The following is a 24,581-nucleotide window of genomic DNA, read 5'->3' as shown; positions in this document are numbered from 1 at the left end:
GTTCTAGGCCCCTAAATCGCGTGCCAGTAAGTCGTCCTCGGTCTCGCCGCGCACAATCAAGCGTGCGGCGCCATTCGATACTGCCACCACTGGAGGCCGGGGCACGTAGTTGTAGTTGCTGGCAAGTGCCCAGCAGTACGCGCCCGTGCCTGGAACCGCAAGCAGATCCCCGGCCGCCACGTCATTGGGCAGATATACATCTCTAACAACAATGTCCCCGCTCTCGCAATGTCTGCCCACCACTCGGGACAGTGCGGGAGCTTCACCGGAGGTGCGGCCGGCAAGAACTGCCGAATAATCCGCCTCGTAGAGCACCGGACGGGCGTTGTCGCTCATGCCGCCGTCCACCGACACATAACGGCGCGGGGCCGTCACGTCCGCCTGGCCGCCAACCTCGACCTGCACCGTTTTGAGTGTGCCTGTCTCGTACAGGGTGAACGTGGTGCTGCCCACGATGGCGCGGCCCGGTTCGATGGAGATCCGCGGGGCGGCCATGTTCAGCTCGGCGCATGTTTCGCGGACGACGGCGGCCATCGCCTGTGCGACTTCGGCAGCCGGGCGGGGGGTGTCCACAGCGGTGTAGGCGATGCCGTAGCCGCCGCCCAGGTCAAGTTCGGGCAGCGTGATGCCGTACTTCTCCTGGATGGTGTGGGTGAAGTTCAACAGCTTGCGGGCGGCGATTTCAAAGCCTTCGGCCTCGAAGATCTGCGAGCCGATGTGGGCGTGGAAGCCAAGAAATTTGATGCTTGCCGATTCCACAGCCAGCTTCGAGGCGGCCTCGGCGGCGCTCATGCCGGGAGCCTCGGGGTCCTCGGCAATGAAGCTCAGCCCGAATTTCTGGTCCTCATGCGCCGTGGCAATGGATTCGTGGGTGTGGGCATGCACGCCGGGGGTCAGGCGCAGCATGACGTTGGCCGTTTCCCCGCGGGCTGCCGCGATCTCGGCGACGCGCCTGAGTTCGTGCAGGCTGTCCACCACAATGCGGCCCAGGTTCATGTCCAGGGCGCGGTTGATTTCCGCGCTGGACTTGTTGTTGCCGTGCAGGCCCAGGTTTTCACCTTTCAGTCCGGCGCGTTTGGCCACGGCCAGTTCGCCGCCGGAACAGGCGTCAAGGCGGAGCCCCTCGGAATCCACCCAGCGGGCAATTTCGATGGACAGGAACGCCTTGCCCGCATAGTAGACATCCACGCCGCCGCAAATGTCGTTGAACGCGGCGTCAAAGGCATCCTTGAACGTGCGTGCCCGCAGGCGGAAGTCGTCCTCACTCATGACAAACAGCGGCGTGCCGAACTGCGCCTTGAGCTCGCTGACGGGGATGCCGCTGATGGTGACTTCCCCGCGTTGTCCGCGTTCGACGTCGTGCGCCCACATGGCGGGCACAAGCTCATTGACATCTCCGGCAGCGGGCAGCCACTCGGGAGCCAGCTCCGCGCCGGCAATTTCAGTTTCGTTCATTGCTACATCCGTTCCGGGGCTGAGACGCCGAGCAGGGACAGCCCATTGGCGAGCACCTGACCCACGGCGTCGTTGAGCCAGAGGCGGGTGCGGTTGACATCGGTGATGGCTTCCTCGCCCATGGGTGTCACGCGGCAGGCGTCGTACCAGCGATGGTAGGCGCCGGCGATGACTTCCAGGTGGCGGGCGACGCGGTGGGGTTCGCGGAATGTGGCCGCATGGCTGACCACGCCCGGGTACTGCCCCAGGACCGCCAGCAGCTCGGACTCGGTGGCGTGGTTCAGGGCTGCTGCGTCGAAGCTGCTGCGCTCCACTCCTGCGGCGGCGGCGTTGCGGCCCACTGCGCGGGTGCGGGCGTGGGCGTACTGGACATAGAACACGGGGTTTTCGTTGGACTTCTTGGTCAGCACGTCCAGGTCGACGTCAATGTTCGAGTCGCTGGAGAAGCGGGCCAGGGAGTAGCGCGCCGCGTCGGTGCCCACAACCTCAACGAGGTCTTCCATGGTGACAACGGTGCCGGCCCGCTTGGACATGCGCACGGGCTTGCCGTCCTGGACCAGGTTCACCATCTGGCCGATGAGGACCTCAACGCGGTTCGCGTCGTCACCCATGGCGGCAGCGGCCGCCTTCAGGCGGGCAACATAGCCGTGGTGGTCGGCGCCCAGCATGTAGATGCAGAGGTCAAAGCCGCGGTCACGCTTGTTCTTGAAGTAGGCGATGTCGCCGGCGATGTAGGCGGCGTTGCCGTCGCTCTTGATGACGACCCGGTCCTTGTCGTCGCCGTAGTCGGTGGAGTTCAGCCACCAGGCGCCGTCCTTGGCGTACATGTTGCCGGACTGTTTCAGCTGCTCGAGCAGCTTTTCCACGGCACCGTCTTCAAAGAGTGAGTTCTCGTGGAAGTAGACGTCAAAATCGACGCCGAACTCGTGCAGGGAGGCGCGGATGGCGGCGAACATGAGTTCCACGCCCTGGGCACGGAACTCTTCCTGCGGATCTTCCTTGTTCAGGATGTCCGGGTTGTTTGCCATGACTTCGGTGGCGATGTCTACAATGTAGGCTCCGCCGTAGCCGTCTTCCGGGGCGGGCTCGCCCTTGGCGCTGGCCAGGAGGGAGCGGGCAAACTTGTCGATCTGGTTCCCGTGGTCGTTGAAGTAGTACTCGCGGGTGACATCGGCGCCCTGTGACTGGAAGATGCGGGCCAGGGAATCACCAACGGCGGCCCACCGCGTGCCACCGAGGTGGATGGGGCCGGTGGGGTTGGCGGAGACGAACTCCAGGTTGATCTTGGTGCCGGCCATGGCGGTGTTGGTGCCGAAGGCTGCACCGGATTCAACAATTGCCTTGGCCAATTCACCCGCGGCGGCGGCGTCAACAGTGATGTTGAGGAAGCCGGGGCCGGCAATGTCGACCTTGGAAACGCCGGGGATTTCGCTCAGGCGGGTCTGCAGGATCTCGGCGATTTTGCGCGGCGGCACACCGGCGGGCTTGGCCAGCTGCAGGGCAATGTTGGTCGCCCAGTCGCCGTGCTCGCGGCTCTTGGGCCGGTCCACCTTCACTTCCGTGGGCAGCGCCTCGGCGGGAACGCTGATATCACCGGCGTCGACGGCATCTTTTAGGCAGGAGGTAATGGCGGCAGAAAGTTCTTCAGGAGTCACACCCCCAAGTGTACGGTTTAGGCCGCACCGTCCCCCAATCCGCGTCTCCGCCGTGACCCAATTCCGTGCCCCGCCCGGATCGAGTTTGCACTTATTGGACGAAAAACGGTTCGGAAGGTGTGGCTAGGACGCAACCGGACTGGGTGCGAAGTCGTCTTCGAGCATCCTGGGGCGGCAGATGATCCAGGCACCTGCTCCCAACAACACCAATGAAACGAACAAGAACACAAACGGCGCCGTCCACGAGCCTGTCCACTGGCGCAACAGGCCAAAGAACAACGGGCCGATGCAGGCCAGCGTGTAGCCCATGCCCTGGCTGAAGCCCGACAGTGCCCCCGCCCCGAGCTGGGTGCGGGTGCGGTGGTTGATCAGCAGCAGCGACAGCGGGAAGGTGCCCGGTCCGAGTCCGGCAAAGGCAACCCACAGCCAGGTGCCGTTGGCCGGTGACAGCAGCAGTCCCAGATATCCGGCGATGAAGCAGCCCAGCATGACAAGGACAGCCGGGAAGGGGTTGCGCATCCTGGCTGCAATGAGCGGAATGCACAGGCTCAGCGGCAGGCCGAGCGCGGCAAAAAGGGCCAGCATGGAGCCGGCCTGTCCCCTGTCGAGTCCGGCTTGGGTGAGGATCTCGGGCAGCCACGCGAACAAGGCGTACGTGTTCAGCGACGTGCAGCCAAACATGAACGTCAGGCCCCAGGCCGTCGGCGACCGCCACAGGTTCATCTTCAGCGGCGCTGCCGCCCCGGGAGGAGTGGAGCTTGATGATGTTGAATGCACGGCCAGGTCCGGACAGGCGTCCGCCGGAAGCGAACCCGCCGCCGGGTCCTGGGCTGCCTGCCCGGCCCCGGCGGATGGCTGGCCTGCCGGGGCGCTGCGTGCCGCCGTCGAACGTTGGGAGAAGACGGCAACGAGCCAGGGAATCAGTGCAATCGTGCTGATACCGGCCCAGGACGCGAGGGAGATCTGCCAGTTCGCGGCGTCGGCGACGGGGACCGACAGCTGTGCGGGCAGGGCCGTGCCGACGGAGAGGGCCGTGACGTACAGGGCCGTCATGAGGCCGACCTTGGTGGGGAAATGCTTTTTCACCAACGGCGGCAACAGGACGTTGCCGGCGCCGAGGCCGGCGAGCGCCACGACCGAAAAGACCAGGAAAAGGGCCGTGTTGGGGGCCATGACGCGGGCGATCTGACCGATTATGCCCACAAGAATTGAGAAGATGATCAGCTTTTCAAGGGACGCCCAGCGGATCACATACGGTGTCAGGAAGCCGAACAGTCCGAACGCGGCGGTGGGGAGCATGCCCAGGATGCCGATGGTCGCGGCACTGAGCGGAAGTTCGTCGTTGATGGTGGAAATCAACGGCGGTACCACTGTCACGGCCGTGCGCAGGGTCAAGGCCGTCAGGATGATGGCCGCCGCGAAAAGCCACGCCTTGTGCCGCGTCGTCAGGCCCATGTGTTCACCATTGGCCCAACGCTACCTGCAACTGCAGGGGCTGTGAGACAGGAATCGGTGGTGGCGTGGCAGAATTCCGCCACGGGTCTGCAGTCCCCGGCCCGCTCGTTTTACATACCTCGCCCTGCACCTGCTAAGCTCTTTCTCGTTCCCTTTGGCAGCCACGGTTGCCGCGCCTTCGTAGCTCAGGGGATAGAGCGTCCGCCTCCGGAGCGGAAGGTCGTAGGTTCGAATCCTATCGAGGGCACAATTCGTTCGAAGTTCCGGTTGCCAAACAGTTGTTTGGCAACCGGAACTTCGAACTATTTTTTTGCCTGCCGGAATCTCCTTCATGGGCGGCTGGGAACAGTCACCATACATGCTTTCAAAGCATGCACCGGGCCCCGTATCCCATATGCTGACGGGCCAAAAGCCACTTTTCCTACACACATCTTGGCCGCTAACATACTCTCGGCGGGAGACCCGTCAGGGCGTCCCCAAGGAGCCACGCGTCCCCGCAAGCATGGGGGATGCGGAGGACATGCCCCCACCACATGCGCGCCTCGGGAATATGCCAAGACTTGCGTTGCCCTGCGGGTCAGGCGGGCGTGAGGCGCCTCCCCCTCCGATTTCCAGCCGCCCCCGCTCAGCCCAGGTTCGCCTGGATCGCAGCCAGGGCCTTGTCGGCTTTTTTGGTGTTTTTCCATTTGTCCATCAGGGCCTTGGGAGCTCCGTCGATCCCTCCGCACACCACCTCCAGCAAGGCGCCCTTGGGTTCCAGCGTGACGGTTGCGAGGTATTCATTGCCCCAGGAAAATCCTGTCACGCCACTGCCGAATGCCGCCTTGGAATTGCCCGGATCAACGGCAATCATGGTGAACTTTCCAGTTTCGACAGTCTTCACGACGGCAGCAAAAACCTCCTCCACGGAATGGGGCAGGGCCAATGATTTCGTTGCTGGTGCGTGCATGCTTGCCACCTTCTTCGGAGCCTGTTCAATGTCACCCCGACTCCAGGTAGGCCGGGGTGGCATGCGCCATGGGCAATGCTCCCCATGGCACACGCCCGGCACGGATTGCTTTCCCACTCCCCGGAAGCAGGACCGTAAGCGACGCTGTCAGGAGGCTCCGACGTCGGGCATTGCCTTGGACCCTTGACTTCCGGTCCCGCGTCCATAAAGCTCATGGCCAAGTACCCCAATGCCGCACCTCCGTTGAAGGGAAGCCATGGACAAGCCCGGATTTCCCACGTTCCCGCCCGACTTTGTGTGGGGCGTTTCCACCGCCGCCTATCAAATTGAGGGCGCCGCCAACGAAGACGGCCGCGGGCCCTCGAGCTGGGACGCGTTCACGGGCCAACCCGGCCGGGTCGCGAACGGGGACTCCGGAGACGTTGCCTGCGACCATTACCACCGTTACCTGGAAGACATCCGGCTCATGCAGGAGCTGGGTGTTGACGCGTATAGATTCAGCTTCTCGTGGTCGCGCATCCAGCCAGGCGGCACCGGACCGGTGAACCCCGCCGGCTTGGGCTTTTACGACAAACTGGTTGATGGCCTGCTCGAGGCGGGCATCGTCCCGAGCCCCACCTTGTTCCACTGGGACACGCCACTGGAATTGGAGCAGTCAGGCGGCTGGCTCAACCGGGACACGGCCGAACGTTTTGCCGACTATGCCGCGTTTGTGGGCGGACACTTTGCCGACAGGATTCCGCGCTGGATCACGATCAACGAACCGGTGGCCCTGACCATGCTTGGCTACGGCGCAGGCATCCAGGCGCCGGGACTGTCACTTGGCTTTGACGCGCTGCCGGCCGCACACCACCTCCTGCTGGCCCACGGCCTGGGTGTGCAGGCGCTGCGCTCTGCCGGCGCCGGCAACATCGGCATCGCCAACAACCACGCGGCCACGTGGCCCGCCAGCGGCGAAGAAGAGGACCTGCGGGCCGCCGGGTTCTATGACACCATCGCCAACTGGCTCTTCGCCGACCCCATACTCACCGGCGCCTACCCCGAGGGCCTTGCACCGTTCCTGCCACCCATCCCCGACGGCGACTTGGCCACCATCTCGACACCCATCGATTGGTACGGCATCAACAGCTACAACCCCACGCTGGTTGGCGCCCCCACGGCCGGGAAGGCCGCCTTGGTTGACGGGCATGAACTCGATGCCTCCTTGCCGTTCTCACTGCGGGAACTTGAAGGCTACCCGCGCACAGACTTCGACTGGCCGGTTGTGCCGGAGGCGTTCACCGAGCTGCTGATCACCTTCAAGGAGCGGTACGGCGAGAAACTGCCGCCCCTTTACATCACCGAGAACGGTGCAGCCATCAACATTGGACCGGACGACGACGGCCGGGTGCCGGATGTGCGCAGGATCGACTACACGAATGCCCACCTCCACGCTTTGCAGGCAGCCATGGAGGCAGGGGTCGATGTCCGCGGCTACTTCCACTGGTCGCTCATGGACAACTTTGAATGGGCGGCGGGCTTCTCCCAGCGTTTTGGCCTTGTCCACATTGACTACGACACCCAGAAACGCACACCCAAGGACTCTTATTACTGGTACCAGGAGCTGATCCGGCACTGCATGGGCTTGGCATAGGGCGTACCTCTGCAGTCCTTGGGCCAGGCAGTCATCGGAGGAAGGCTGAGATTGTTCCTTAGGAAGGAATTCACAAAGTAGAAGCGTCTATCATGACCGCTGAGAGCCGGAACATCCATGCGATCGATCCCAAGCTTTCAAGTCATGCGGGCTCTGGACAAGGACAGCCACTCGGACACCTTGGGCGAGGGCTTGCTGACATTGGTTACGATCCGCGCCTTCCAAATAAACGGCTGCACCTATCCTTTTGACAGGCAATCTTGCCCAGCAAGCGGTGACATGGCGCATGTTCTTTCCACTGTGTCCATCCACGGTGACGATGTCTTGAACTTCAACTTTGCAGCCCGCTGCAAGGCCACCAGTGTCCGCCGTGCAAGGGTGGCTGAACCACGGCCGGACTACTCGTTAGAAGAACAGGCTCAGCAACATAACAACACCCAAACCAACCAGCGAGTTCGTCAGCTGTAGCAGCCCCCACGTTTTAAAGGTGTCCTTGATCGAGAGGTCGAAGTATCCCTTGAACAACCAGAACGAGGCGTCGTTGACGTGCGTGATGGTGTTGGAACCAACAGCCGTGGCCATCACCATGAGCGCCGGGTTGACACCGAACTCACCAATCATTGGACCAACAATGCCGGCCGCGGTGATGGCTGAAACCACACCCTGCCCCGTGGCGAGGCGGATCGCGACTGTGATGCCCCAAGCGAGGATGAGCGGCGAAATTGAACTTCCCGCCATCGACTGGGCAATGTAGTCGCCCACACCCGAGTCAAGGATGACCTGCTTGAAGGCACCGCCGGCGCCAATGATCATCACGACCATCGCGATGGCCTTCAGCGCCTTTTCAAAAGTATCCATGACACTCGTCATGGACTGGCCTCGGCGGATCCCCAGAAGCCAGAATCCCACCATCATGGCGATGAACATGGCAACCGGCGCAGCACCTACAAAGTTCACGATCTCGGAGGTGAGGTTGCCCTCGGGCAGCCACACGTTGACTACCGTGACGCCGGTTATGATGATGGCTGGCAGCAGTGGAACCAACAGCGAGATGCCAAAGCTGGGCATCTCGTCGTCTGGCACGGGCTTGAATTGCTTGACCAAAGCAGGAACCGGCCGTTCCAAGTTACCCAGGAAGCGGGGCAGAAGCAGCCCCGTCACAAGGATCGTCGGAATTGCAACAATCACAGCGAAGAAGTAGACCATACCCATGTCGGCCCCGTAGGCCGCTACCAGGGCTACCGGACCCGCCTGCGGCGGAAACAGACTGTGCGTGGTGGTGGCCGCCGCAACGGCGGGGATTGCAAGCTTCAGGAACGGAACTTTCGCCTCGACGGCGATGGTAATCACCAGAGGAGCCAAGACAATGAACGCAACTTCGTAGAACACTGCGATACCGAGAATGGCACCGATGAGAATGACCGCCAGCTTCACATACTTGATACCAAACTTGCGCAGCACAGTGTTTGCTATCTGGTGCGCGGCGCCGGAATCCACGAGGAGCCTGCCGATGACTGCACCGAAGATCACCACCAGCGCCAGGTGGCCGAGCGTGCCGCCGAATCCTGTCTCCACGGTTTTCAGCAGATCGGGAAGGCTCATCCCTTCCAAAAGCCCGACAGCTATGGCTGCCACAAGCAGGGAAATGAGCCCATTGAGCTTGAACTTCATACTGAGGAGCAGCATCAAGCCGATGCCTCCGGCGACGATAACCACATGCCAGAAACCGAGATCATCCATATGAAAAATCCTTACTTATGCGTCATTGCAGAATATTGGCAATCGGTTGCCAACACCCATGCGACTATACAGTCCGGGCCATTCGAGGTCGAACGACCCGACATTGCTGCCTGGGCAATCCCTCCCCGGTGGTTCTAAGGGCAACTTCAGGCCAGCCCCGGACATTCTGGGCCAAGCGCCAAGCATTCCCTACTCAACCCACCGGCGGCTCAAAGAATCGCTGCCAGAAAGGTAGGAGCGCACGGTAAGGCACGTCATCAACAAGCAACCGCCCAGCCAGGGAGGGCGGGTATAGCCTGTACCCATGGCAACCGTTTTTGACGAGAATTTTTGGGACGAACGTTACGGCACCGGCGGGACAGTGTGGAGCGGCAGACCGAATCCGCAACTGGTTGCCGAAGCACCTTGGCTGGCATCAGCTGACGCGTCCGTTCCCAGGACTGCGCTCGACGTTGGCTGTGGTGAAGGTGCCGACTCAGTGTGGCTGGCCCGGCGCGGCTGGCGGGTGACTGCCGTGGATTTTTCACGCGTTGCCCTGCAACGGGCCGAGGATCACGCGGCAGCCCAGGAACTGGCGGGATCCATCGCATGGGAACACCACGACTTGCTGGCATGGACTCCCCCGGCCTCCACCTTTGGCCTTGTTACAGCACAGTTCATGCACCTGCCGCAGAAGGACCGTGATCCGCTGTACGCCCGTCTTGCTGCCGCGGTTGCCACAGGGGGGTCGCTGCTAATCGTGGGGCACTCGGCGTCGGATGGTGCTGCCGGAGCCCGCAGACCCGACGCACCGGGATTGTTTTTCACGGCCAATGACGTGGCCGCCATGTTGGGGCCGGAGCTGTGGACGGTGGAGGTTGCCGAGTCCCGTCCGAGGACGTCGAATGAAAACGGCGGCGAATCCATCACCATCAACGACGAGGTGGTTCGGGCCGTGCGGCTGGGCTAGTAAAAAACCGATGTCTCAGCATCTCCGATGAGCCCTGCGGCTGGGATGGCTTCCGGAGGAGCCCCCTGGCAGCGGCGGGGCTGTCGAAACGTACCGGTGGCCGGTCGGCGTGCTGATTTCGGTGCCGGGCGGGTCGCCTTCGGGCCCCGTTGTTCGTTCAAAGGACCAGCCGGGGGCTTCCTTGGCCTGGTTGCAAGAAGCACAAAGGCCCTGCCCGTTCTCAATTGTGGTGAGGCCGCCGGCCGCATACGCCTTGATGTGGTCATACTCCCTGATGGGTGCGTCGCAGTACGGTGTCTGGCAGCGTTGGTCCTGCAGCCGCAGGAATTCCTTCATGCCCTCAGGGAAGAGCCTCGACCGGGAATCCATGGCCAGCAGTGCATTGCTTTCCGGATGGGTGAAGAGCCGTTTGAGCCACACCCGGGGAGAAGATCCACCACCGCCAGCGTCACCCAGAACCATTGCCCGGGCGATGGGTGCCGGAATCGGATCGTAACCGACCAGAACTGCCGGATCATTGGCGCTGCCAAAAAGCGATCTGTCGGTCATGACCAGTTCCAAGGCAATATCGGATTCATCGTTCGCGGTGCACCACGGTTCGCGGGTGCCGCCGGCCGCCTGTGTCCAGGACGTTCCAGCGCCCATTTCGGGGCCTGCTCCGGCCCCGGTTTGCGCCAGGTTTCCGGCGGGCATGCCCCTGTGGTCGCTGATGGTGCCGGCCCCGTCGTCGCACGGGGCGTGCCGGATCAGCCGGTGCATCAGTGCGTCGGCCATCACCTGGCCCTTGCTGCGTTCGTCGCCGGCCGCTTGTGCGCTGTCGGCGACCTTCGTGAGCGTGGCCAGGATGCGCACTCCCTGCTTGAGGGGGATCAGTGCGGTCAGGAATGTCATGCCGTCCGCGGCGGGTCGCAGCGAGACATAGCGGTCGCCAACAGCCTTTTCATGCCGTTTGACGAACGCCTCAGGATCCAATCTGTAAGCTTCCTTCCGGGCAGCCGCCGCCAGCTCCCTGATGCCCAAAAGTCCGACGGCGGACGGGTCGCCACAGATGAGTTTGTCCACGCGGGCGCGGTCCTCGAGCGAAAGAAAGACAGTCTCCTTGGCCACCAAGCCTGCCCGGTATTCACTGATTTGTCCCAGGGTGAAGGCCTTCATGGTGTGGGGCATTTCCCGCACCAGCACTTCGGCCAGTTCGCTCAGCTGCCGTCCGCGATGCGGGGATTCCCGCCGGGCCAGGGCCACTTGTTGGGCGAGCCCGGCACCAAGCTTTTCCCGTGGGACCCCGGCCCGTGCCTGGCCGAGCCGCTGCTGGGCAATAAACAGGGTTTGGGCATGGGCCTGGGTGGCGGAGATGGCGTTCTTGGCTTCCTCCAGGGATGCGAGAACGTCAATCAACACTGCACCTGAGAGCTGGTCCACCGCCGCGGCATCAAATCCGTTGCCCGCGGCCGTACCCCCGAGCTTCGTGATGACGTCCGTGGCCAATGCCGCCCGGGAGTCCGCCTTTGTTGCTGCTGACTTTGCCGTGGCCACCTGGCCGGTCAAATACGCCAGCGCTTGTGCATTGCGCCCCTCACGGATGGCCTGTTCCACCGCGCTGGCGGCATTGTCGGCTTTGGTCCTCGCCTGAAGGGCAAACTCGTGGGCAAGCGCGGCATCCAGCTGGGCCAAAAGAGCAGGCTCAAAGAACCGTCCGCAGCCTTCCAGAACGGCCGCCCCCAAGCCAAGCAGGGCTTCGCACGTCTCCGCCGGCGAGCTCGCGCGGCCACCCACTGCCGGGACCGAAGTGGTTGGCTGATTGACGTCGCGGGCCGGGCCTCCCACAACGAAGCCGGCGCCTGCCGGCCGCTGGCCAACAACCCCTGCCAGAGGTCCCGCAGCATCATCACTGTTGCTGTGAAGCCAATCCGGTGTTGCCATCCCATTCACCTGCCTGAAAATAAGGTTTCAGCCTGTGCAACCCTCGAGGAATATTTCTTCGGGTCCCGTTGGGTTCTCTGCTACTTCAATTCTGTTCAGTGCCACCGACATTCTGGAAGGAGAATGGCCTCATGCTGGCAAATCTGTGGACCGCGTCCGGCCCAGGTGTGCCTGTGGCGGAATGAACCACGCCAAAAAGGCTGAAAACGCCCACATCACATGAGTACCCGCAAGCCCCGGACCGTCAGGACAGCTGCATCTTGAACCCGGCGTGGGACTGCGTGAACCCCAACCGCTCATAAAAGCGGTGGGCGTCCCCACGGGTGTTGTCGCTCGTCAATTGCACCAATGCGGCGTCCCGGCGGCGCCCCTCGGCAACAGCCCACGAAATCATGGCACCGCCCAGCCCCAGTCCCCGCAGCCCCGCATCCACCCGGACCGCCTCGATCTGCAGCCGGGTTGCCCCACTGCGCGCCAGTCCCGGCAGGAACGTCAGCTGCATGGTCGCCACCACCGCTTCGGCGCCATCCTCAACGACACACAGCAAATGCGCCGGGTCTGCATCGATGGCGCGAAAGGCCGCAAGATACGGCACCCGCCGCTCCGGTGCGGCGGATTCAACGGAGGCCCGGAGCTGGTCCCGGGCAATCAGCTCCACGATGGGGCCGACGTCGGACTCAATGGCCTTGCGCAGCCGGAAGCTCTGGCCTGCGAGCGCGAAACTTGTCAGTGACAATTCTGGATCCCTTCAGGTTCATGCCGGCAATGATGGAAGCCAACACCACGACAATACCCACCAGCTGCCACATCCCCAGGGATTGGCCGGCCACCACCCACCCCAGGACAATCGCAACGACCGGGCTGAGCAGGCCCAGGAAAGCCGCCGCACCCGCCGGCAGCCGGGACAGCCCCCGGAACCAGCAAAAGTAGGCCAAGGCCGTGCCCAGGAGAGACAAGTACAGGTAGCCAAGAATGTTCGGTGCAGTCAACGGAACGGCAGGCAGGCCTTCCAACAAGAACAGCAGGACTGCCAGTGAGATCCCGCCTGCCACCAACTGCCAGGCGGTGGTGGCCAGCGGAGACTCCGGCCCGCCCGAACGAGACGGCGGCTGGCCCCATTTCTTGGCCAGCACGGTCCCGGCCGCCATGGACAGTGTGCCGCCGGTCGCCGCCGCAAGCCCCACAGCATCGAGCCGGGCCTGGGACTGCAGCACGATCAAGGCCACACCAAGCACTCCGGCCATGCCGGAGAGCAACCGGGTCGGCGTCAATTTCTCCTGCAGCACCCGGCTCGCCAGCAAGGCCACCAACAGGGGCTGAACACCGCCAACAATGGCCGCCACTCCCCCGGGCAGCCGGTAGGCCGCCACGAACAACAGGGCAAAGAAGGCACCAATGTTCAGCATGCCGAGCACCCATGACTTCCACCACCAGGACCCCTGCGGCAGCCGTCGGGAGAGCGCCAGCAGCAACAGCCCGGCCGGCAGCGCACGCAGCACCGCCGCCAGGAGGGGACGTCCCTCCGGCAGAAACAGCGTCGTGGTCAGATAGGTGGATCCCCAGAGAATGGGGGCAAGGGCCGTCACGAGGATCAACATCAAATTTTTACTAAGCACTTAGCCAATATAACTCAGTGCTTAGCGAATTGCTAGAGTGGTTCCATGCCCGACCAACTAGAACGCATACTCGCCCAGTGGCACACCGAAAAGCCGCACCTGGATGTTTCGCCCATGGCCGTCATCGGACGCCTCAGCCGTGCTTCCTCGGCGGTCGACACCCGGCTCGCGGCCAACTTCGCAAAACACGGACTGGACGCATCCACCTTTGACGCACTGGCCACCCTCCTGCGCAGCGGGCCTCCCTACACGCTCACCCCGGCCGCACTGGCACGCGATGCCATGATTTCCACCAGTGCCGTGGCTCAACGCCTGAACAAGCTCGAAAGCCGCGGCCTGGTTACCAGAACCGCAAACCCCGACGACGGCCGCGGCACCCTGGTCGGCCTGACCCCTGCAGGCAGGAAGCTGGTCGAGGCAGTGCTGCCGGACCACCTGGCCACCGAACATGCCATCACCGGCGTACTGACCGCGTCGGAGCAGGCCCGGCTGGCCGTCCTCCTGCAAAAACTTGCAGACGCGGCACTTTAATCTTTCGCCGCATAACCGCACAGGACCGGACGGGGCGGAGCCAGTGGACTCCTCCGCGCGGGCTGGCAGCAAATGGATCCGTGAAAGACTCTCACCCATGACCAAATTGATTGCTGCGCTTGCCATTCTTGCGGCCCTGGCCTGGGCCGTCACGGCCGCAGCCTCATGGATTGCCAAAAAGAAGGCGCCGCTGGCGCTCGCCGCAGGCAAGGCCTCAATCCATGCCACGCCGGCCGAGCACGACAAGTCCATGCTGAGGGCCCAATGGCGCACAGTGGCGGCGTTCGTGTTTGCAGCCATCATGTTCGCTGCCTTGTTCAGGATCTCGATCGGCCTGTCCGGGCAGGCGGGTCTGTCGATCGCCATGACGACCGGCCTCTCTGCCAGCGGCGGCCTGCTCCTGTTCACGGCCCTGCCCGCCGCCAAACTCGCCAAGCCCGACCCGGCAGCCAAGTCCCCGCTGCTGCCACGGCGTGCGTTCATCCTCCCGGCCGCAACCCTTGCAGTCTTCACCGTCTTTGTCATTGCCACTGAGCTGGCCCCCGCCTTCACCGCAGTGAAGACCGACGGCGTGCCCCTCCTCCTTGTGGCCGTGGCCTTCGCCGGTGCCACCCTTCTTGTCCTGCACCGCCTGGCCACCACAGCCATGCTCGCGGATCCCCGCATGGCCGCACTGGACCTCCGGTGGCGTAAAATCTCGGCCCGGAACGTGCTGAACTTTGCCAGCGGCGCAATGCTGGCCGGGCTGGGCACGGCGTCCCTCCTGGCAGCCCTGGCCCTGAACGCCGTGCCGGCAAACGCCGCAGCACCAGCGTCACCAAACTGGGCCACCGCCTGCGCCGTCGGAGGGGCGGCAGCGGCCCTGGCCGGCGTCGCGCTTCTCGCACTGGCCGCCAAAGGCGCCCTCACGATCCGCACGCGGGCCCGCGAAGAGGCCCCGGCGCCCATAACCGCATAAACTGGACGGCACCATGACTTTCACTATCTCCTACCCCGCCGCGCTGCCCGTCTCGGAGCGCCGCGAGGACATCATGGCTGCCATCGCCGCCAACCAGGTCACCATCATCGCCGGCGAAACAGGATCCGGAAAGACCACCCAGATCCCAAAAATGTGCGTGGAACTGGGATTGGCCGAGAAGGGCCTGATCGGCCACACGCAGCCGCGCCGCCTCGCCGCCCGGACCGTGGCCGAACGCATTGCCAGCGAAATGGGTGTCGACATCGGCGAAGAGGTGGGCTTCCAGGTCCGCTTCACCGGCCATGTGGGCCCGAAAACCAAGATCAAGCTCATGACCGACGGCATCCTGCTGGCGGAAATCCAGCGCGACCGCCTGCTGCGCAAATACTCCGCCATCATCATCGACGAAGCCCACGAACGCTCGCTGAACATCGACTTCATCCTCGGCTACCTGCGCCAAATCCTGCCCCAGCGCCCGGATTTGAAAATCATCATCACCTCGGCCACCATCGACCCCGAACGCTTCGCCACGCATTTCGCCGCCCCCGAAGGCCCGGCGCCCATCATCGAGGTCTCCGGACGCACCTTCCCCGTGGACATCCGCTACCGCCCCCTGAGCGGCCCGGCCACGGGTGAGGACACCGATGGCATGGACGACGACGAGGCCGGCCCGGGCGCGAACCGTCGCCAGTCCCCGGGAGAGAAGTTCGTGGGAGACAGGGCTGACGGCGGCAACAGCGAGGAGGACCGGGATCCGCTGGATGCGGTCTGCGACGCCGTGGACGAACTGTCCAAGGAAGCGCCCGGGGACATCTTGATCTTTTTCTCCGGCGAGCGTGAAATCCGGGACGCCGCCGACGCACTGCATGGCCGTGTTAAGACAAATCCGCGGCTGCGCAACGCCGAGATCCTGCCACTGTTCGCACGGCTGTCGCTCGCCGAGCAGCACGCCGTGTTCACGCCCGGCAGCCGCAAGCGCATTGTGCTCGCCACCAACGTCGCCGAAACGTCGCTGACGGTGCCCGGCATCAAGTACGTCATCGACACCGGCACCGCCCGCATCTCCCGGTATTCGCACCGCACCAAGGTCCAGCGCCTGCCCATTGAGCGCGTTTCACAGGCTTCGGCGAACCAGCGCTCGGGCCGTTGCGGGCGTGTCTCGGACGGCATCTGCATCCGGCTGTATTCCGAGGAGGACTACAACGCCCGCAGCGAGTTCACGGACCCGGAGATCCTGCGCACCAACCTTGCCGCCGTCATCCTGCAAATGACGGCCATGGGCGTGGCCAAGGGCCCCAAGGACGTGGAGAAGTTCCCGTTTGTCCAGCCGCCGGACTCACGGGCCATCACCGACGGGGTGACACTGCTGCGTGAGCTGGGCGCCGTAAACACCCAAGGCGGGATCACCGGCGTCGGCCGCCAACTCTCCCAGCTGCCGGTGGATCCGCGGCTGGGCCGGATGATTGTGGAGGCCGCCAAGCGCGGCGTTGCCGCGGAGGTCATGGTGCTCGCCGCGGCGCTCACCATCCAGGACCCGCGAGAACGGCCCACCGACAAGCAGCAGCTTGCCACCGAGAAACACAAGCGTTTCCAGGACGAAAACTCCGATTTCACCGGCTTCCTGAACCTGTGGCGGTACATCAAGGACAAACAGAAGGAACTGTCCTCCAGCGCGTTCCGCCGCCTGTGCAAGGCCGAATTCATTAATTATTTGCGCGTGCGCGAGTGGCAGGATCTGTTCACGCAGCTCAAGCAAATGGCGAAGCCGCTGGACATCAAGGTCTCCGGCAACGACATTGATCCGGTGGCCAACCACGACGCCATCCACATGTCCCTGCTGACCGGGCTGCTGAGCCATATCGGTCTCTACGACCAGCGCAAGCGCGAATACGCCGGCGCGCGCGGCACCAAGTTCATGGTGTTTCCGGGCTCCGCCCTGTTCAAAAAGTCACCCGATTGGGTCATGGCCGCCGAACTTGTGGAAACCTCCCGGCTGTGGGCCCGCGTGGCCGCCAAGTTTGACCCGTTGTGGGCCGAACAGGTGGCCCCTGACCTGGTCAAGCGCACGTACAGCGAACCACACTGGTCCAAGAAAATGGGCTCCGTCATGGCCCACGAAAAGGTCACCCTCTACGGCGTCCCCATCGTGCCCGACCGCCGCATCCACTACGGGAAGATCGATCCGGAACTGAGCCGGGAGATGTTCATCCGCCATGCCCTGGTCGAGGGCGACTGGCACACGAACCACAAGTTCTTCCACCGCAACCAGGCCCTGTTGGCCGAGGTGGAGGAAATGGAAACCCGCATGCGCCGCCGCGACCTGCGCGTGGACGACGAGACGCTCTTTGAGTTTTACGACGAGCGTGTGGGCGGCGAGGTGGTGTCCGAGCGGCACTTCGACAAGTGGTGGAAGGACGCCCGCCACAAGGACGCCGCCCTGCTGGACTTTGACGCCCATGTGGTCATGGCCGAGGAGCCGGAGCTCGACGAGACGGCGTTCCCCAAGATCTGGACCCAGGGCGAGTTTGAGCTGCCACTGTCCTACGAGTTCCATCCCACGGCGCCGGGCTCAGTTCCCAACCCGTCCGACGGCGTGACGGTGCAGGTGCCGCTGTTGTTCCTGAACCAGTTGCCCGAGGCTCCTTTCAGGTGGCAGATCCCCGGGCTGCGGGCCGAGCTGGTGACGGCGTTGATCAAGTCGCTGCCCAAGGCGGTCCGGAAAAACTTCATTCCGGCCCCGGATGTCGCCCGTCAGGGCGCTGCAGCGCTGGCCGCCGACTTTGACCCTGGCGTGGACGTGCTCGAACCGTCGCTTGAACTGGCCCTGCGCCGGATCAAGGGCCACGTCATCCCGCCCGGCTCCTGGAACTGGGACGCCGTGCCCAGCCACCTGCGCATGACGTTTTCGGTCGTGGACAAGAACGGCAGGATCCTGGAGGAGGGCCAGGACCTTACCGCCCTGCAGTCCCAACTTGCCGGTGCCACCCGGCGGGCCATTGCCGAATCCCTGGGCGCAACGCCCAAGACCACGCAGGCCGGCCGGACCCCGCTGGCGGCCCCCGCCACGGGGAAAAATACACGCAACGGCAAGGGCGGGCAGCTCCCCATCCCCTCCCAGATCTCGCAAGCCCCTGCAGGTGCCCCCGGGGCCGTGGGCCCCAGCTCAACCACCACGGGGATCCAGGCACGTTCCAACACTGATGGCATCCAGGAACGTTCCGGGATCACCACTTGGGACATGGGTGCGCTGCCGCGCGAGGTCAAGCGCCTGGTCAGCGGCCACACGGTGACCGGCTACCCGGCGCTCATCGATGAGGGCGAGGCGGCCGGAATCCGTGTGTTCCAGCGCCAGGACACACAGGATTCAGCCATGCGTGGCGGTGTCATCCGGCTGCTGGCCCTGCGCGTGCCATCGCCCGACAGGTACGTTTTGGACCACCTGAGCAACACCGAAAAGCTCACGTTCAGCCAAAACCCGCACGGCAGTGTCACCGAGTTGATTGCCGACTGCACGCTGGCAACCATCGACAAGCTCACTCCTGCCGCATTGCCATGGGCCGAGCAGGAATTCAACAACCTGTATGAAATGGTGCGGGCGGAACTCATTGACACGGTGTTTTCGGTGACGGCCATCGTCGAACGTGTCCTGGCGTCCAATCTGCGCATTCAAAAGGCCCTCCGGACCACCACGAGCCTGCCGCTGATCAGTGCACTGAACGACGTCAAGCAGCAGCTGGAACTGCTGGTGTACCCGGGATTCGTGGCGCAGACAGGCTTTGCCCAGCTCAGCCAGCTGCCGCGCTACCTGACGGCCATTGAACGCCGGCTGGAAAAACTGCCGTCCAATGTGGCCCGCGACGGACAATCGATGGCTGCGGTGCAGCGCCTGGAAGACGAGTACGACGACGCCCTCGCAGCCCTGCTGCCCGGGCAGCGGTCAACGGCGGGGCTCGACCATGTGCGCTGGATGATCGAGGAGCTGCGGGTCAGCTTGTTTGCCGTGGAGCTGGGCACGGCCTATTCGGTCTCGGAAAAGAGGATTCGGGTGGCATTGGCGAAGGCCATGGCCTAGCCCCACAAGGTTTCCGTGTGGCAGTTGCTGGACGCAACTGCCACACAGCTCCCCGGGATCCGGTGTCAGGCTGCGGACCAGCCGCCGTCGGAGGGCAGGATCACGCCATTGACGTTCACGCCGTCGTCGCTGAGCAGGAACGTGATGGAGGCGGCGAGCGCATCCCCCTCAACAGCGTCGGGCAGGACCGCCATGGCCCGGCGGACGCGGGCGGCCCCGAGCGGGGAATCAAACTTGGCCTCGATGTTGGTGATGACGGGCCCCGGCGCCACGGCGTTGACGCGGATGCCGCTGGGCCCGTACATGAACGCGCTGCTCTTGGTCAGACCGGCGACGGCGTGTTTGGACGCCGTGTAGGCGGCACCTGCGGCGGACCCGCGCAGCGCCGCCTCGGAGGCAACATTGACGATCGAGCCCTGGGCCTGTGCCAGCATTGCCGGGACCACTGCGCGCATGAGCTTCATGGTGCCGTTGACGTTGATGTTGAACACCCGGTTCCACACCTCGTCGGACACCTCGTGCACCGGCGTCATGTTGTCCATGATCCCGGCGATGTTCGCCAGTCCATCAATGCGTTCGCCGGCCGCCTCAACAATGGCGGCCACGGCGGCGTCGTCGGTGATGTCCCCGGCGACTGTGACAATGTTGCCGTCGGGCAGTGCCGCGGCAAAGTCGGCCAGCCGCTCTGTGGAAATGTCGACGGCGATGACGCGGCCGCCTTCGCGGGCAACCCGCGAGGCAGTGGCCCGGCCAATCCCGGACCCGGCGCCTGTGATGATGACAGTCTTGCCGGAGAATCGGCCCGCGGTGACTTGCTCCACCCAGGCGGGTGTTTCAACGGCAGGTGCCGCCTGTGCCTGCCCGGCGGATGTCGATGCTGCTTCGGCGGGAATGTCCCCCGCCTCGACACGCTGCACCAGGTCTTCCACCATCTCTTCGGTGAACGCACCCTGGCTGACCTGCACCAGGCGGTTCAGGGCCAATTTGCTCACGGGCCGCAGCGACTCGCCGTCCTGCCCGCCTTGCGCCAACATCGCGCGGAGCACGGGTCCGCCGGCAGGGTCAGCCAGCCAAGTTCCGACAATTGAATCGCCGCTGAGGTTATTGGGGTTGTTGCTCATGGAAGCAAAGTCTCCGTTTCATGGGTCGAGGTGGTGCTGCTTTGTTTGGTGGTGGACAAGATTGAGTGTGCGCCCGCGGGGCGCGCAGCGAGGAAGCCGAAGGTCAACGTGGCTGTCAGATCTGGTGTCGATGCCCGCGCCTTCCCGAGGTCCTACCGGACAGCACTGTCCGGTTATAGACTATGCCTGTGTCGACGAAACAGAAAGCCAATCTTGGGCCCAGTGCCGGCCCGGCAAACAGGGCAGCCTTGATAACGGCTGCCCGCACGGTCTTTGCGGAATCCGGTTTCATGGCGCCGTTGAGTTCCGTGGCGCGACTTGCAGGAGTGGGCCAGGGCAGCCTCTACAGGCATTTTCCCGACAGGATCGCCCTGGCTGTGGCTGTCTTTGATGACAACATCACAGCCCTTGAGGAACTGGGTGCGCGGAAGAACTCAACGCTTGCGGACCTTTTTGACAGCGTGGCGCAACAGGTCATCGCCTCAACGGCATTGATCGACATGATTCTTTCCGAGCGCGATGAGCGCGCCGAACACCTGGCCACCCGTATGACGGCTGCTGCCACGGCGCTGCTGGCCCGCGACCAGGCGCAGGGGCGCATAGCCGCCCATGTCGAGCCGGCGGATGTCATGCTGGCCATTTCGATGCTGGCGATGGTGCTCTCCAGGACGCCGTCAGCTGAGCGGGCGGAGGCCGCCGCACGGGCGCGCGCCATCTTCCGTGCGGCGTTCGTCCCGCAGGCCGGGCCGGATGCTGGTGGCGCCTGACGCGGGACGTGACACGGCGGCGCAGGCCGGGGCCCGACGTCGTGCCTTGCCCCGGAAGCCAGCGCCCATGACAAGCGCTCCCCCACATTAAGTGAGGGAGCGTCGGTCAAAACACCCCATTAAGTGAAGGAGCGTCTAGGCGTCGGGGACGAACGCGCCGTGGCCGGCCGTGCGCAGGGCCACGCGCAGCTTCTCGGCGTTGGCGTCCATGGCTGCGGGGTCCGGATTGTTGTCAACGGTGCCGAAGTCGAAGTTCTCCAGCCCGTAGGCCGGGAACACGTGCACATGCAGGTGCTCCACCTCAAATCCGGCGATGGTCAGGCCGGCGCGGGGTGCACCAAAGGCAGCAACCTGGGCCTGGCCGATCGTCTGGGCCACGGACATCAGCTTCGTGACCAGCTCCGGGGCAGCATCCGTCCACTTGTCCACCTCCAGGCGCGGGACAACCAGCACATGCCCGTCGGTCAGGGGTCCGATGGTCAGGAACGACACACAGTCCTCATCCTGCCAAACGAACCGGCCCGGGATGTCGCCATTGATGATTTTGCTAAACAAGGTGCTCAAGAATTGCTCCTTAACAAGGTGTTCGGAACCAGCTGGACTGGCGGATTAAAGCGTGGCCGCGTCGAGCACGAAACGGTACTTGACGTCGCCGGCAACCATGCGGTCGTACGCCTCGTCCAGCTCTGTGGCGGAGACCAGTTCAATGTCGGAGACAACACCGTGCTCGGCACAGAAATCAAGCATTTCCTGGGTCTCCGCAATGCCGCCGATGAGCGAGCCGCCGTAGGCCAGGCGCTTGCGGATCAACAGCCCCGGCTCCACCGCCGGCATCGCCTCGGACGGCAGCCCCAGCTGGATCAAGGCGCCGTCGCGGGCGAGCGTGCGCAGGTACGGGTTGAGGTCGTGAACGGCTGCCACGGTGTCCAGGATGGCGTTCAGGGACTGCTTGGCCGCGGCCATGGCCGCCTCGTCGGTGGACACCACGACGGCGTCGGCCCCGAGGGCAAGTGCGGCGTCAACCTTGGCCGGGGACGTTGTAAACACTGTCACGGTTGCGCCAAGCGCCTTAGCAATCTTCACACCCATGTGGCCAAGCCCGCCCAGGCCGATCACGCCGACCTTGTCGCCGTCCTGAACGTCCAGGTAGCGCAGCGGCGAGTAGGTGGTGACGCCGGCACACAGCAGGGGTGCGGCGGCTGCCGGGTCCATGCCCTCGGGAATGTGCAACACAAAGCCTTCGTCCACAACAATGCCCTGTGCGTAGCCGCCCTGGGTGACGGTGCCGCCGTTCCGGCGGTCTGCCGAACCGTAGGTGCCAACGTTGCCCACCTCGCAGTACTGCTCAAAGCCTTCAAGGCAGGAGTCGCATTCGCGGCAGGAATCCACCATGCAGCCGACGCCGACGCGCTGGCCAATGGTGAAGCCTTCAACGGAGTCGCCGACGCGGCTGACAATCCCAACGATTTCGTGGCCGGGCACCAGCGGGTACTTGGCCTGTCCCCATTCGGAGCGGATGGTGTGCACATCCGAGTGGCACAAACCGCAAAATTCGATGGCGATTTCAACATCATGGGCGCCGGGTTCGCGGCGTTCGATGGTGCTGGGCCGGAGCCCGGACGTGGCTGAAGCGGCTGCATAAGCTTTTACTTTGGTCATAACTCAACACTATCGCCGTTGGCGCCGGTCCCGACAGTTCCCGCCTCCGCAGCGCCGCTCCCACCAGCGCCCGCCTCCCTTGTACCTGTCCCACCAGCGCCGATCGCAACCGGACGCCCCGGCTGATTTGACCAGGCTGACCACGACCCCGGATACAGCGCCGCCGTGAACCCGGCAATTTCAAGCGCGGCAATCTGGTGTGCCGCCGTCACCCCGGATCCGCAATACACGGCCACGGCGCCCCCCGGCGCAACACCCAGGGCCGAGAACCTTGCCCGCAGCTCATCCGCCGGCAGAAATGTCTTGTCCGCCGCCAGATTTTCGCTGGTCGGCGCGCTCAAGGCCCCCGGAATGTGCCCGGCCTGCGGATCCATGGGCTCCACCTCGCCCCTGTACCGCTCCCCCGCCCGGGCATCGAGCAGGATCCCGTCCCAGTGTGCGGCACCGTCACCGTCAATGGTTGCCAACGTCCCAAAATGCACGACGGCGTCACCCGGCTCCGCGTGCACCTCCCCTTCGGCGAGCGGCAGCCGGGCCGAACGCCATGCTGCCAGTCCGCCGTCGAGCAGGTAAATGTTCTCCAGGCCGGCGTGGCGCAAAAGCCACCAGGCCCGGGCGGCCGCGGCAGCACCGGCGTCGTCGCAGACCACCACCGTGTCTCCGGCATTGATGCCCCAGGCGCGCACGGTTTCGGCGAAGTCTGCCTCGGCGGGCAAGGGGTGGCGGCCGTCTTCGGGGCGGCCGTGGGAGGCCAGCTGGGAATTCATGTCGACGAAGACGGCCCCGGGAATGTGACCGGCGAGGTAATGCTCATGGCCGTGGGGGTCCCCCAGCACCCAGCGCACGTCCAGGATCACTGTGCGCTGTCCGGCGGCCAGCCGGTCGCTAAGGTTTGCAACACTCATCAAAACTGACATTTTCGGCTCCTTGGACGTGGTTGGCTGGGCTCCACAAACAAATGTACGCCAGTGCATAGACTTGGTTTCATGAACCCCGCTGCCGCACCTCCCGCTCCCACGCCCGCTGCGCAAGCCGACTGGTCGTGGACCCGCAGCGCCATCGGCAAGGTCCAGGCAGAAAACAACCGTTCAGCCGACACCCACCTGTACAAGATTGAGCTGCCCACCCAGTGGGGCGTGGACCTCTATGTCAAGGACGAGTCCTGCCACCGGACCGGCAGCCTGAAACACCGGCTGGCCCGCTCCTTGTTCCTCTTTGGGCTGGTCAACGGCTGGATCAATGAGGGGACCACCATTGTGGAGGCCAGTTCGGGCAGCACCGCCGTCTCCGAGGCGTACTTTGCGCAGCTGCTTGGCTTGGACTTTGTGGCAGTCATGACCAGCTCAACGAGCCCGGAAAAGATTGCCCTCATCGAGCAGTTTGGCGGCCGCTGCCACTTTGTTGACCACGCCGACGAGGTGTATTCGGCAGCTGCTGTCATTGCCGCCGAAAGCAACGGGCACTACATGGACCAGTTCACCTACGCCGAGCGGGCCACCGACTGGCGCGGCAACAACAACATTGCCGAATCCATTTTCAGCCAGCTGGAGCATGAACGCTTCCCCGAACCGGCCTGGGTGGTGGTCGGCGCGGGAACCGGCGGCACCTCGGCGACTATCGGGCGCTACATCCGCTATCACGGCCATTCCTCGCAGCTGGCGGTGGTTGACCCCGAGGGCTCGGCGTTCTTCCCGGCATGGAAGAGCGGTGACATGTCGGTTGTCACGGGCAATTCCTCACGCATCGAGGGCATCGGCCGCCCGCGCGTGGAGCCCAGCTTTGTCCCCGGCGTGATTGACGCCATGATCGAAATCCCCGACGCCGCCTCCGTCGCAGCCATGCAGCACTTCGAACAGCTGACAGGGCTGCATGCGGGCCCGTCCACCGGAACCAACCTGTGGGGCGTGTGGCAGCTGGTGGCCGGCATGGTTGCCACGGGTGAATCCGGCAGCATCGTCACGCTCATGTGCGACGGCGGTGAACGCTATGCGGGCAGCTACAACAACCCTGCGTGGCTGGCAGGGAAGGGGCTCGACCCGGCACCCCGCCTGCAGGCCATCGAGAACTTTTTCGCCAGCGGGGTGTGGCACGGCTGACCACT

Annotated in this window: 19 protein-coding genes and 1 tRNA gene; 8 read left to right on the top strand and 12 right to left on the bottom strand. The window is 64.2% G+C overall.

Annotated features, from left to right (window positions below):
- Nucleotides 1-3 precede the first annotated feature (3 nt).
- The 3 genes from lysA to AC1L6K_RS08025 form a co-directional block, all read right to left on the bottom strand.
- The gene (gene lysA / locus AC1L6K_RS08035; RefSeq protein ID WP_480952181.1) at nucleotides 4-1,455 is read right to left on the bottom strand and encodes a diaminopimelate decarboxylase; all 1,452 of its coding nucleotides are present in this window, start codon (nucleotides 1,453-1,455) and stop codon (nucleotides 4-6) included.
- Nucleotides 1,456-1,457: 2 nt separating this feature from the next.
- Nucleotides 1,458-3,110, bottom strand: coding sequence for an arginine--tRNA ligase (gene argS / locus AC1L6K_RS08030; protein WP_480952180.1), 1,653 nt, complete (start codon nucleotides 3,108-3,110; stop codon nucleotides 1,458-1,460).
- 123 nt (nucleotides 3,111-3,233) lie between these two features.
- Entirely contained in the window at nucleotides 3,234-4,565 is a 1,332-nt protein-coding gene (locus AC1L6K_RS08025) for an MFS transporter (RefSeq protein ID WP_480952179.1), read from the bottom strand.
- A gap of 174 nt (nucleotides 4,566-4,739) precedes the next feature.
- Between AC1L6K_RS08025 and AC1L6K_RS08020 the strand changes: the two genes are divergently transcribed.
- Nucleotides 4,740-4,812, top strand: a tRNA-Arg gene (locus AC1L6K_RS08020).
- A gap of 378 nt (nucleotides 4,813-5,190) precedes the next feature.
- Here the strand turns inward: AC1L6K_RS08020 and AC1L6K_RS08015 are convergent.
- Nucleotides 5,191-5,514 carry a hypothetical protein gene (locus AC1L6K_RS08015; RefSeq protein WP_480952178.1) on the bottom strand — a complete coding sequence of 108 codons (324 nt, stop codon included), beginning with the start codon at nucleotides 5,512-5,514 and terminating at the stop codon, nucleotides 5,191-5,193.
- A gap of 256 nt (nucleotides 5,515-5,770) precedes the next feature.
- Between AC1L6K_RS08015 and AC1L6K_RS08010 the strand changes: the two genes are divergently transcribed.
- On the top strand, nucleotides 5,771-7,147 hold the full coding sequence (locus AC1L6K_RS08010; protein ID WP_480952177.1) for a GH1 family beta-glucosidase: 1,377 nt from the start codon (nucleotides 5,771-5,773) through the stop codon (nucleotides 7,145-7,147).
- A 405-nt stretch (nucleotides 7,148-7,552) separates the two neighbouring features.
- Here the strand turns inward: AC1L6K_RS08010 and gntP are convergent, their stop codons facing one another.
- Nucleotides 7,553-8,887: a gluconate permease GntP gene (gene gntP, locus AC1L6K_RS08005; protein WP_480952176.1), complete on the bottom strand. Its 1,335-nt coding sequence runs from the start codon at nucleotides 8,885-8,887 to the stop codon at nucleotides 7,553-7,555.
- Between the two features lie 304 nt (nucleotides 8,888-9,191).
- Between gntP and AC1L6K_RS08000 the strand changes: the two genes are divergently transcribed.
- Nucleotides 9,192-9,836: a class I SAM-dependent methyltransferase gene (locus AC1L6K_RS08000; protein WP_480952175.1), complete on the top strand. Its 645-nt coding sequence runs from the start codon at nucleotides 9,192-9,194 to the stop codon at nucleotides 9,834-9,836.
- Between the two features lie 15 nt (nucleotides 9,837-9,851).
- Here AC1L6K_RS08000 and AC1L6K_RS07995 read toward each other — a convergent pair whose 3' ends face one another.
- The 3 genes from AC1L6K_RS07995 to AC1L6K_RS07985 all read right to left on the bottom strand — a co-directional run bounded on the left by AC1L6K_RS07995 (nucleotide 9,852) and on the right by AC1L6K_RS07985 (nucleotide 13,372).
- On the bottom strand, nucleotides 9,852-11,756 hold the full coding sequence (locus AC1L6K_RS07995; RefSeq protein WP_480952174.1) for an HNH endonuclease: 1,905 nt from the start codon (nucleotides 11,754-11,756) through the stop codon (nucleotides 9,852-9,854).
- Between the two features lie 244 nt (nucleotides 11,757-12,000).
- On the bottom strand, nucleotides 12,001-12,492 hold the full coding sequence (locus AC1L6K_RS07990) for a GNAT family N-acetyltransferase (RefSeq protein ID WP_480952173.1): 492 nt from the start codon (nucleotides 12,490-12,492) through the stop codon (nucleotides 12,001-12,003).
- Nucleotides 12,434-13,372: an EamA family transporter gene (locus tag AC1L6K_RS07985; RefSeq protein ID WP_480952172.1), complete on the bottom strand. Its 939-nt coding sequence runs from the start codon at nucleotides 13,370-13,372 to the stop codon at nucleotides 12,434-12,436. The genes AC1L6K_RS07990 and AC1L6K_RS07985 overlap by 59 nt, the downstream gene beginning before the upstream one ends.
- Before the next feature lie 45 nt (nucleotides 13,373-13,417).
- Here AC1L6K_RS07985 and AC1L6K_RS07980 point away from each other — a divergent pair, with 45 nt between their 5' ends.
- From AC1L6K_RS07980 to hrpA, 3 genes are all read left to right on the top strand, one after another.
- Nucleotides 13,418-13,903, top strand: coding sequence for a MarR family winged helix-turn-helix transcriptional regulator (locus AC1L6K_RS07980; RefSeq protein ID WP_480952171.1), 486 nt, complete (start codon nucleotides 13,418-13,420; stop codon nucleotides 13,901-13,903).
- A gap of 97 nt (nucleotides 13,904-14,000) precedes the next feature.
- Complete coding sequence (locus AC1L6K_RS07975; protein ID WP_480952170.1) at nucleotides 14,001-14,861, top strand: hypothetical protein; 861 nt, start codon at nucleotides 14,001-14,003, stop codon at nucleotides 14,859-14,861.
- A 13-nt stretch (nucleotides 14,862-14,874) separates the two neighbouring features.
- The gene (gene hrpA, locus AC1L6K_RS07970; protein ID WP_480952169.1) at nucleotides 14,875-18,933 is read left to right on the top strand and encodes an ATP-dependent RNA helicase HrpA; all 4,059 of its coding nucleotides are present in this window, start codon (nucleotides 14,875-14,877) and stop codon (nucleotides 18,931-18,933) included.
- Nucleotides 18,934-18,998: 65 nt separating this feature from the next.
- On the opposite strand, the gene AC1L6K_RS07965 is transcribed toward hrpA, so the two are convergent.
- Nucleotides 18,999-20,054 (bottom strand): SDR family NAD(P)-dependent oxidoreductase, encoded by a 1,056-nt coding sequence (locus AC1L6K_RS07965; RefSeq protein ID WP_480952168.1) that lies wholly within the window; start codon nucleotides 20,052-20,054, stop codon nucleotides 18,999-19,001.
- Nucleotides 20,055-20,236: 182 nt separating this feature from the next.
- On the opposite strand from AC1L6K_RS07965, the gene AC1L6K_RS07960 reads away from it, so the two are divergent.
- Entirely contained in the window at nucleotides 20,237-20,821 is a 585-nt protein-coding gene (locus AC1L6K_RS07960; protein WP_480952167.1) for a TetR/AcrR family transcriptional regulator, read from the top strand.
- A gap of 135 nt (nucleotides 20,822-20,956) precedes the next feature.
- On the opposite strand, the gene AC1L6K_RS07955 is transcribed toward AC1L6K_RS07960, so the two are convergent.
- The 3 genes from AC1L6K_RS07955 to AC1L6K_RS07945 are packed head-to-tail and all read right to left on the bottom strand — an operon-like array spanning nucleotide 20,957 to nucleotide 23,397.
- On the bottom strand, nucleotides 20,957-21,385 hold the full coding sequence (locus AC1L6K_RS07955) for an HIT family protein (protein WP_480952166.1): 429 nt from the start codon (nucleotides 21,383-21,385) through the stop codon (nucleotides 20,957-20,959).
- Between the two features lie 45 nt (nucleotides 21,386-21,430).
- Entirely contained in the window at nucleotides 21,431-22,480 is a 1,050-nt protein-coding gene (locus tag AC1L6K_RS07950) for an NAD(P)-dependent alcohol dehydrogenase (protein ID WP_480952165.1), read from the bottom strand.
- The gene (locus AC1L6K_RS07945) at nucleotides 22,477-23,397 is read right to left on the bottom strand and encodes a sulfurtransferase (RefSeq protein ID WP_480952164.1); all 921 of its coding nucleotides are present in this window, start codon (nucleotides 23,395-23,397) and stop codon (nucleotides 22,477-22,479) included. The genes AC1L6K_RS07950 and AC1L6K_RS07945 overlap by 4 nt, the downstream gene beginning before the upstream one ends.
- A gap of 69 nt (nucleotides 23,398-23,466) precedes the next feature.
- Here AC1L6K_RS07945 and AC1L6K_RS07940 point away from each other — a divergent pair, with 69 nt between their 5' ends.
- On the top strand, nucleotides 23,467-24,576 hold the full coding sequence (locus AC1L6K_RS07940) for a PLP-dependent cysteine synthase family protein (protein WP_480952163.1): 1,110 nt from the start codon (nucleotides 23,467-23,469) through the stop codon (nucleotides 24,574-24,576).
- Nucleotides 24,577-24,581 lie beyond the last annotated feature (5 nt).

The organism is Specibacter sp. BI4 (assembly GCF_056680095.1).
Note: the sequence above shows the minus strand (reverse complement) of the source record. Positions and strands in the feature narration are given on the sequence as shown.

Coding starts and splice junctions, on each gene's coding strand:
- lysA (WP_480952181.1), bottom strand. CDS start 1,455: ATGAACGAAACTGAAATTGCCGGCGCGGAGCTGGCTCCCGAGTGGCTG.
- AC1L6K_RS08025 (WP_480952179.1), bottom strand. CDS start 4,565: ATGGGCCTGACGACGCGGCACAAGGCGTGGCTTTTCGCGGCGGCCATC.
- AC1L6K_RS08015 (WP_480952178.1), bottom strand. CDS start 5,514: ATGCACGCACCAGCAACGAAATCATTGGCCCTGCCCCATTCCGTGGAG.
- AC1L6K_RS08010 (WP_480952177.1), top strand. CDS start 5,771: ATGGACAAGCCCGGATTTCCCACGTTCCCGCCCGACTTTGTGTGGGGC.
- gntP (WP_480952176.1), bottom strand. CDS start 8,887: ATGGATGATCTCGGTTTCTGGCATGTGGTTATCGTCGCCGGAGGCATC.
- AC1L6K_RS08000 (WP_480952175.1), top strand. CDS start 9,192: ATGGCAACCGTTTTTGACGAGAATTTTTGGGACGAACGTTACGGCACC.
- AC1L6K_RS07995 (WP_480952174.1), bottom strand. CDS start 11,756: ATGGCAACACCGGATTGGCTTCACAGCAACAGTGATGATGCTGCGGGA.
- AC1L6K_RS07980 (WP_480952171.1), top strand. CDS start 13,418: ATGCCCGACCAACTAGAACGCATACTCGCCCAGTGGCACACCGAAAAG.
- AC1L6K_RS07975 (WP_480952170.1), top strand. CDS start 14,001: ATGACCAAATTGATTGCTGCGCTTGCCATTCTTGCGGCCCTGGCCTGG.
- hrpA (WP_480952169.1), top strand. CDS start 14,875: ATGACTTTCACTATCTCCTACCCCGCCGCGCTGCCCGTCTCGGAGCGC.
- AC1L6K_RS07965 (WP_480952168.1), bottom strand. CDS start 20,054: ATGAGCAACAACCCCAATAACCTCAGCGGCGATTCAATTGTCGGAACT.
- AC1L6K_RS07960 (WP_480952167.1), top strand. CDS start 20,237: ATGCCTGTGTCGACGAAACAGAAAGCCAATCTTGGGCCCAGTGCCGGC.
- AC1L6K_RS07950 (WP_480952165.1), bottom strand. CDS start 22,480: ATGACCAAAGTAAAAGCTTATGCAGCCGCTTCAGCCACGTCCGGGCTC.
- AC1L6K_RS07945 (WP_480952164.1), bottom strand. CDS start 23,397: ATGTCAGTTTTGATGAGTGTTGCAAACCTTAGCGACCGGCTGGCCGCC.
- AC1L6K_RS07940 (WP_480952163.1), top strand. CDS start 23,467: ATGAACCCCGCTGCCGCACCTCCCGCTCCCACGCCCGCTGCGCAAGCC.